This is a genomic window from Cellulomonas sp. (assembly GCF_036279715.1).
In the GTDB taxonomy this organism is placed as follows: domain Bacteria; phylum Actinomycetota; class Actinomycetes; order Actinomycetales; family Cellulomonadaceae; genus Cellulomonas_A.
On record NZ_DASUIR010000071.1, the window covers coordinates 43,709 to 50,539 of the forward strand.

The 6,831-nt window shown below is 70.8% G+C and carries 10 protein-coding genes; 2 read left to right on the top strand and 8 right to left on the bottom strand.

Annotation, left to right across the window (positions count from 1 at the left end; genetic code table 11):
• Positions 1-7: 7 nt before the first annotated feature.
• Entirely contained in the window at positions 8-907 is a 900-nt protein-coding gene (gene truA / locus VFW79_RS07620) for a tRNA pseudouridine(38-40) synthase TruA (protein WP_329676714.1), read from the bottom strand.
• Positions 908-950: 43 nt separating this feature from the next.
• Here truA and VFW79_RS07625 point away from each other — a divergent pair, with 43 nt between their 5' ends.
• On the top strand, positions 951-1,742 hold the full coding sequence (locus VFW79_RS07625; protein WP_329676715.1) for an ROK family protein: 792 nt from the start codon (positions 951-953) through the stop codon (positions 1,740-1,742).
• 15 nt (positions 1,743-1,757) lie between these two features.
• Here the strand turns inward: VFW79_RS07625 and VFW79_RS07630 are convergent, their stop codons facing one another.
• The 7 genes from VFW79_RS07630 to infA form a co-directional block, all read right to left on the bottom strand.
• Positions 1,758-2,471 (bottom strand): alpha/beta hydrolase, encoded by a 714-nt coding sequence (locus VFW79_RS07630; RefSeq protein ID WP_329676716.1) that lies wholly within the window; start codon positions 2,469-2,471, stop codon positions 1,758-1,760.
• Between the two features lie 133 nt (positions 2,472-2,604).
• Positions 2,605-3,306, bottom strand: a complete 702-nt coding sequence (gene rplQ / locus VFW79_RS07635; RefSeq protein WP_329676717.1) for a 50S ribosomal protein L17 — start codon at positions 3,304-3,306, stop codon at positions 2,605-2,607.
• 74 nt (positions 3,307-3,380) lie between these two features.
• Positions 3,381-4,394: a DNA-directed RNA polymerase subunit alpha gene (locus VFW79_RS07640; protein ID WP_329676718.1), complete on the bottom strand. Its 1,014-nt coding sequence runs from the start codon at positions 4,392-4,394 to the stop codon at positions 3,381-3,383.
• A 137-nt stretch (positions 4,395-4,531) separates the two neighbouring features.
• Entirely contained in the window at positions 4,532-4,933 is a 402-nt protein-coding gene (rpsK, locus tag VFW79_RS07645) for a 30S ribosomal protein S11 (RefSeq protein ID WP_109130736.1), read from the bottom strand.
• A gap of 105 nt (positions 4,934-5,038) precedes the next feature.
• Positions 5,039-5,419, bottom strand: a complete 381-nt coding sequence (gene rpsM / locus VFW79_RS07650; RefSeq protein ID WP_329676719.1) for a 30S ribosomal protein S13 — start codon at positions 5,417-5,419, stop codon at positions 5,039-5,041.
• A 190-nt stretch (positions 5,420-5,609) separates the two neighbouring features.
• Complete coding sequence (gene rpmJ, locus VFW79_RS07655; protein ID WP_013117849.1) at positions 5,610-5,723, bottom strand: 50S ribosomal protein L36; 114 nt, start codon at positions 5,721-5,723, stop codon at positions 5,610-5,612.
• 61 nt (positions 5,724-5,784) lie between these two features.
• A complete protein-coding gene (gene infA / locus VFW79_RS07660) occupies positions 5,785-6,006 on the bottom strand; it encodes a translation initiation factor IF-1 (protein ID WP_024286981.1) in 222 nt (73 codons plus the stop codon).
• 548 nt (positions 6,007-6,554) lie between these two features.
• Between infA and VFW79_RS07665 the strand changes: the two genes are divergently transcribed.
• The coding region (locus VFW79_RS07665; RefSeq protein WP_329676720.1) for a hypothetical protein at positions 6,555-6,831 on the top strand (277 nt) is incomplete at its 3' end.

Here is a 6,831-nt window from a genome sequence, read left to right on the forward strand (position 1 = left end):
CGCCCTGTCAGCAGGGTTCGGACGCCGCGTCCAGGTCGCGACGCAGCGAGTCGACGTCGTCGGCCGACCGGATCGCGCGCGTGCGTTCGGCGCGCGCTGCCAGCTCGTCGTCCGGCGGGTAGGTGACCTCCTCGAGCGTGAGGCCCAGCGCGGGCACCACGACGTTGCCCGGGTCGCGCTGCCTCCCCGCGAGCAGGTCGGCCGGCCAGCGCACCTCGCGCCGCCCCTCTCCGACCGCGAGGCTCGCCCCCACGAGCGCACGCACCATGCTGTGGCAGAACGCGTCCGCCTGCACATGGGCGACGACGAGTCCCGCGTCCGGCCCGTCGACGGGTCGCTGCCACGTCAGCACCTCGAGCGTGCGGATCGTCGTCGCTCCCACGCGCGGCCTGCAGAACGCCGCGAAGTCATGGCGTCCGAGCAGCGCCCGCGCCGCAGCGTCCATCGCGTCGTCGTCGAGCTGGTGGGAGTGCCACAGGACGTGCGCCCGTCGCAGGGGGTCGCGCAGGGTCGCGTCGTCGCACACGCGGTAGACGTACCGGCGGCGGAGCGCCGAGAACCGGGCGTCGAAGCCCGGGGGCGCGACGCTCACACGGTGCACGACGACGTCCGGTGGCAGCAGCCCGCCGAGCCGGGTGACAAGCACGTCCTCGGCGCTGCGGGTCGACCGCCCGGGGACCGCGAGCCACGTGTCGGCCGGGACGTCGACGTGCGCCACCTGACCCCGCGCGTGCACGCCCGCGTCCGTGCGCCCCGCGACCGTCACCCGCAGGTGGTCGAGGTGCAGCACCGTCGCGAGCGCCTCCTCGAGCACACCCTGGACGGTGCGCAGCACAGGCTGCACCGCCCAGCCGGCGAACCGGGTGCCGTCGTACGCGAGGTCGAGTCGGAGCCGTACCGTGTTCACGCCCGACACGGTAGCCCGCTCCTGCCCCCGCTACCGTGAGCAGGTGACATCGAGCACACCCGTCGCCCCGAGCGGCCGCCCCGTCTTCACGCTCGCCGTCGACTGCGGCGGCACCGGCATCAAGGCGTCGGTCCTCGATGCGGCCGGAACGTTGCACGTGCCCCCGATCCGGGTGCTGACGCCCTACCCGTTCCCACCGTCGCTGCTCATCGAGACCGTCGTCGAGATCGCCGCCCGGCTCCCGCGTGCCGACCGGCTGACCGTCGGCATGCCCGGCATGATCCGGCACGGCGTCGTCGTCGCCACCCCGCACTACGTGACCACGGCCGGGCCGCACACCCGCGTCGACCCCGCCCTCGTCGACAGCTGGGCAGGCTGCGACATCCGCGCCGCGCTCGAGCATCGTCTCGGCATCCCGACCCTGGTCCTCAACGACGCCGAGGTCCACGGCGCCGGTGTCATCTCGGGGACCGGCGTCGAGCTCGTCCTGACCCTCGGCACCGGTCTCGGCTCGGCGCTGTTCGACGGTGGCGTCCTCGCCCCGCACCTCGAGCTCTCGCACGCACCGATCCGGCGCGGCACGACCTACGACTCCTACATCGGCGAGATCGAGCGCGCCAGGCTGGGTGACCCCCGATGGTCAGGCCGCGTCCGTCGGGCCGTCGAGGGCCTGCGCCCGGTGTTCTGCTGGGACCGGCTCTACCTCGGCGGCGGCAACTCGCGCCGGATCATCCCGCAGGCACTCGAACGTCTCGGCGACGACGTCGTCGTCGTCCCGAACCAGGCCGGCATCGTCGGTGGCGTCCGCGCGTGGGACCTGCGCTCGCTGGTGTGACGCACCGGGCGCCACTCACCCCTGCAGGGCGTCCAGGGCCTCGAGGACCACGCGTGTGAACCGTACGGGAGCGACGAGGCTGACCAGGTGGGTCGCGCGGGGAACGACGACGAGACGACCGTCCCGGCATGCCGCCAGGTAGCGGTGCTCCTCCCCCCGGAAGTGGTCGTACCGGCCGTTGACGAGCCACACCGGCACCTCGATGCGAGCCAGGTCGTCCACCGGCCGCGCCGCCCTGACGGCGCGCAGCACGTCCCGGCCCACGTCGAGGGCGAACCCGCCCGCTCCGACGTCACGCGCTCCGGCCGACGGCAGAGCCAGGTCGACCATCAGCTGGTTCAGTCGTGCCCCCTCGTCGGGCAGCTGGTCGATCACCCTGACCGCGAGCTCCCAGCCGCCCACGAGCGACCGCAGCGGACGCGTCGAGCAGGCGGCAGCGACCAGACCCGCGACCTGCTCCGGATGGCGCGCCGCGTGCGCGATCGCCACGTATCCGCCGAGCGACAGCCCGACGACGAGGGCGCGGCCCCCCGCGTCGTCCACACCCCGGGCGACCGCATCGATGGCGCCGTCCCACGTGAACCGGTCGCCGCGCCGGTGACCGTGCCCTGGCAGGTCGATCGCGACAGCGGTGTGCCCCACTGCCTCGACAGCCGCCACCTGTGCGCGCCACATCGTGCGCGAGGTGCGCAGGCCGTGCACGAACACGACGGGCAGCTCAGCGGCCATCACGCCTCCGCAACGTTGGCAGCGGACCCGGCCGGCGGCCCGGTCCGCGTCCGAGGCTAGCGCCGCGAACGACGACAGCCCGGCAGGGGATCTCACCCCGGCCGGGCTGTCGTGCGTGTCGTGCTCGTGCTGGTCAGGCCTCTTCGGTGTCTGCAGCCTGCGCCTTGGCGCCACCGGCCGGGACGAAGCCAGCGGCCTCGGCGGCCTCGGCCGTCTCGAACCAGACCTCGGCGACGGTCGCGTCGTACCACTGCGAGCCCTCGACGTGGTACTTCATCGAGTCCTCGTTGCCCTTGACGGTGAAGCCCTCGGGCACGTCCTCGCCCTTGTAGGAGCCCTCGCCGTACGGCTGGGTGCTGACGGACTCCTCGACGACCTCGGCCGGCGCGTCGACGACAGTCGCCGGAGCGGCCTTCTTCGGCGCGGACTTCTTGGCGGCCTTCTCGGCCTCCTTGACGACGGCCTGCTTCGGCGAGAGCGGCTCGAGGACGAGCTCGATCACGGCCATGGGCGCGTTGTCGCCCTTGCGGGCACCGATCTTCGTGATGCGGGTGTAGCCACCCTGACGCTCCGCGACAGCGGGGGCGATCTCGGTGAACAGCGCGTGGACGACGGACTTGTCCCGAACGACGGTCATGACGCGGCGGCGCGCGTGCAGGTCTCCACGCTTCGCGAACGTGATGAGCCGCTCGGCGAGCGGGCGAAGGCGCTTTGCCTTGGCCTCGGTCGTCGTGATGCGCTTGTGCTCGAACAGTGACGTGGCCAGGTTGGCCAGGATCAGCCGCTCGTGCGCCGGACCGCCACCGAGGCGGGGACCCTTGGTGGGCGTAGGCATGATCTATTGCTCCTTGCGTTCCAGTGATGGGCTACGCGCGGCACCCGTCGACGGGCACCGCGCATCCCCCGGCGTCAGTACTGCTCGTCCTCGGTGAAGTCACCCTCGTCGGCGTCGTAGTAGCCGGCGGCGGCGGTCGGGTCGAAGTCGAGCGGGCTGTCCTTGAGCGACAGGCCGAGCTCGGCAAGCTTCTCCTTGACCTCGGTGATCGACTTCGCACCGAAGTTGCGGATGTCGAGGAGGTCGGCCTCGCTGCGCGCCACGAGCTCGCCCACCGAGTGGATCCCCTCGCGCTTGAGGCAGTTGTAGGACCGGATCGTCAGCTGCAGGTCCTCGATGGGCAGTGCGAGGTCCGCGGCGAGCGCGGCGTCCGTCGGCGACGGGCCGATCTCGATGCCCTCGGCCTCGACGTTGAGCTCACGGGCAAGCCCGAAGAGCTCGACGAGCGTCCGACCGGCCGACGCGAGCGCGTCGCGCGGGGTGATGGCCTGCTTGGTCTCGACGTCGACGATGAGCTTGTCGAAGTCGGTCCGCTGCTCGACTCGCGTCGCCTCGACCTTGTAGGTCACCTTGAGGACCGGCGAGTAGATCGAGTCGACCGGCACGCGGCCGATCTCAGCGTCGTAGGACTTGTTCTGGTTCGCCGAGACGTACCCGCGGCCGCGCTCGACCGTGAGCTCGATCTCGAGCTTGCCCTTCTCGTTGATCGTCGCGAGGTGAAGGTCCGGGTTGTGCACCTCGACGCCCGCCGGCGGGACGATGTCCGCTGCCGTGACCGCGCCGCCACCCTGCTTGCGCAGGTACATGACGACGGGCTCGTCGTTCTCCGAGGAGACCACGAGCTGCTTGATGTTGAGGATGATCTCGGTGACGTCTTCCTTCACACCCGGGATCGTCGAGAACTCGTGCAGCACGCCGTCGACACGGATGGACGTCACTGCGGCGCCCGGGATCGAGGAGAGCAGGGTCCGACGGAGCGAGTTGCCGAGCGTGTAGCCGAAGCCGGGCTCGAGGGGCTCGATGGAGAACCGCGAACGGTACTCCGAGATGACCTCTTCGGTCAGGGTGGGGCGCTGTGCGATGAGCACGGTGTGTTTCCTCTCAGCGGGCGTCCGCCATATGACGCCGCGCAGTACGACAACCCGGCCGGGTCTCGGTCTACCCGGTCAGACAACTCCAGGCGGCCCGGCACGAGGTCTCCCCCGCGCCGGGTCGCCCGCCGGTATCAGACCCGGCGACGCTTCGGCGGGCGGCAACCGTTGTGCGCCTGCGGGGTGACGTCCTGGATCGAGCCGACCTCGAGGCCGGTCGCCTGGAGCGAGCGGATCGCGGTCTCGCGGCCCGAGCCCGGGCCCTTGACGAAGACGTCGACCTTCTTCATGCCGTGCTCCTGCGCACGACGCGCGGCGGCCTCAGCAGCGAGCTGAGCCGCGAACGGCGTCGACTTGCGCGAGCCCTTGAAGCCGACCTGGCCCGACGAGGCCCAGGCGATCACGGCACCCGAGGGGTCGGTGATGGAGACGATGGTGTTGTTGAACGTGCTCTTGATGTGCGCCTGGCCGTGGGAGACGTTCTTCTTCTCCTTGCGGCGCGGCTTGCGAACTGCTGCACGAGTCTTCGGGGGCATCTGCGGTTTCTCTCTGATTCTCCGGCTGTCGCCAGGGTCGTGATGTCGGTTGTCCCGACGCGTGGGCGGCGGCGCGAGCTGCGCCGACCGGGCCCTGCGCCGGTGCTACTTCCGGCCGGCCTTCTTCTTGCCGGCGACGGTGCGCTTCGGACCCTTGCGGGTACGCGCGTTGGTCTTCGTGCGCTGTCCGTGCACGGGAAGGCCACGGCGGTGCCGCAGGCCCTGGTAGCAACCGATCTCGACCTTGCGGCGGATGTCCGCAGCAACCTCACGGCGGAGGTCACCCTCGAGCTTGAAGTTGCCCTCGAGGTAGTCACGCAGGACGACGAGGGTCGCGTCGTCGAGGTCCTTGACGCGCAGGTCCGGGCTGATGCCCGTCGCGGCCAGCGTCTGGTGCGCGCGGGTACGACCGACGCCGTAGATGTAGGTGAGCGCGATCTCGAGCCGCTTCTCGCGGGGGAGGTCGACGCCGACAAGACGTGCCATGTGTCTGGTGACTCCTGTAACGCTTCGGAGGTCTGCCGCACTGCCCTCCCGCGTGCTGCGGGCCTCGGCCTCCGACCGAGGGTTCACCGGCGCCGACCGAAGGGCCGATGCCGGAGTGGCGGTGCGCTTGCTGGTTCTGGCAGGGCCAGGACCGGTGGTGCTGCTCGGGTGCGCCCCGAGCGTCAGGGCATCAGCCCTGGCGCTGCTTGTGGCGCAGGTTCTCGCAGATCACCTGGACGCGACCGTGCCGGCGAATCACCTTGCACTTGTCGCAGATCTTCTTGACGCTGGGCTTGACCTTCATTGCGTGTTCCTCCGCCGCCGCGGCGCCCGGGGTCCGGACCGACGGCGTGTTCGAGTGGCGGTTACTTGTAGCGGTAGACGATCCGGCCGCGGGACAGGTCGTACGGGCTCAGCTCAACGACCACGCGGTCCTCAGGGAGGATCCGGATGTAGTGCTGACGCATCTTGCCTGAGATGTGGGCGAGCACTCTGTGGCCGTTGGCCAGCTCCACGCGAAACATCGCGTTCGGCAAGGCCTCGACAACGCTGCCTTCGATCTCGATGACACCGTCCTTCTTTGCCATATCCTCCGCTAACTCTCTGATGGATGAACCAGTCCACGTGGACCACGATGAGACCACTCGTGCGTTCCGTGGATTCGTGCAGGGTAGTGAACCTCGGCGTGCAGCCACCGCCACCGGGTCGATCACCGGGGCAAGACAGCACAGGGCACACACACCCAACGGGCGATTCTACGCCATCGGCAGGCTCGGACGAAACGGCGCCCGGAACGTACCGCTGCCCCGGACAGATCACCGGGGCCGCCCGAGACTGCGGACACCCCGCCCGCTCGCCCACGACGTGACGCCGACGCCGCCAGGGATCAGAGAACCCTGGCGGCGTCGGCGTCACCGGGCACAGCTCGCTGCTGGTCAGATGCGCCAGTCGGCGAGTTGGCCCCGTCGGTGTGTCGCTTGGTCGGTCGGTTCAGGAGCCTTGACCCGAACGTCGGCGCAGCGTCACCAGCAGCCCTCCGGCGACGAGCAGCACCACGGCGCCGCCCAGCACCGGTCCCACCGAGGAGCCCGTTGCTGCCAGGTTCGGCTGCGCATCGAGCACTTCGGAGACATAGGTGGTCGACGGTGAGGGCGTCGGGGTGGGCGCCCCGGCGCTGAGGACTTCGGAGACGTACGTCGGGGTCGCGCTGGGCGTCGCCGTCGGCGTGGCGGCCGGCGTGCCGGTGGGCGTCGGTATGGCGAGCGGCACGTCAGTGGGGGAAGAACTCACGGTCGGCGTGCCCGTGGGCGACGGGGTCACGGTCGGCGTGCCCGTGGGCGACGGGGTCACGGTCGGCGTGCCCGTGGGCGACGGGGTCACGGTCGGCGTGCCCGTGGGCGACGGGGTCACGG